Below are 1,063 nucleotides of genomic sequence, written 5' to 3' on the forward strand. Positions count from 1 at the left end.
GGGCTGAAGAAGCAGACCCAGACCGTCGCCAAGAACAACACCTGGCCCTACGCCGAGAAACTCGCCACCGGCTCCTTCACCGGCAAGAACACCGATGACCTGCTGGTGCGCTGGATCGACGGTGAGACCACCATCTACCCCGGCATGACCGCCAAGGCCCTGCCCGCCGAGATCAGGATCCGGCCCGCCAAGTCGGAGTGGAAGGACGCCGCCGCCGTCACCGTCGGCGCCTTCAGCACCAACACCACCGCCAACGACATCCTCGTCCGCTGGAACGACGGCCACGTCAGCTACTTCACCGGCGTCGACGCCCAGGGCCTCCACGACGAGATCCAGCTCGCACCCGCCAACTGACCACCCGTGGTACGGAATCTGGCTCTGCGTCAGCCGATAAACGGCTCCCGCCGCCGTGTCTGATGGCACGGCGGTGCGGATGCACCGGGCCATTCCCAGTACGTGCACCAGCGGCGTCATGTTGTCCCGCGTCAATGGCAGAGAGACCGACTGTTTCGAGGATGCGATGCATGACTGCCGACTTCATTTAATTGCAAACGATGAGAGAGACAGTTGAAAAAATTGAAGCCCGCGAGTGCCGCGGTGAGAACGACTTGGTATGCGGCACGCCTGTTTTGTCTGATTTTGCTGCCCATCGCTCTTGCCGTCGGCCTACTCGGTAGTGTCCCCACGCGAGCGCGGGCCGATGGTGCCCCCGCTGGTGGCGGCAGCACGAATACCGACGAAATACCCGACCGCGCTCGAGTGCTCGCCCTGTGGTCGACGGGCGGCCCCGAGGTGCGGGCCGCCGCGGAAGTCGCTCTGACCGGCAGCGACGACGACGTACGGCACTTCCTCGACACGGCGAAGGACGCCACGTTCCAGGACGAGCGCGTTGCCGTGGCCCAGCTCGCCAGCGTGGGCGGGCTAAACCTGCAGGACGCCGCGCGCAAGGCTCTGGACGGAAAACAAGACGAACTAGTGGCTCGTCACGCAGCCTTGGTCGGGTAATCGGTCCAGGACCGGATCGGTGAGTCGGGCGCGAACGCCGTCTTGGGCTCGGCGCGGG

At 65.3% G+C, this 1,063-nt stretch carries 1 protein-coding gene and 1 pseudogene; both read left to right on the plus strand.

The genetic code is table 11. From position 1 onward, the window contains the following. Positions 1 to 354 (plus strand): annotated as a pseudogene (locus ACZ5NH_RS45555) (S1 family peptidase); the annotation flags it as partial. A gap of 405 nt (positions 355 to 759) precedes the next feature. Beyond that, complete coding sequence (locus tag ACZ5NH_RS45560) at positions 760 to 1,005, plus strand: ALF repeat-containing protein (RefSeq protein ID WP_468784384.1); 246 nt, start codon at positions 760 to 762, stop codon at positions 1,003 to 1,005. Positions 1,006 to 1,063: the final 58 nt, after the last annotated feature.

This window comes from Streptomyces sp. NPDC031426 (assembly GCF_055581585.1).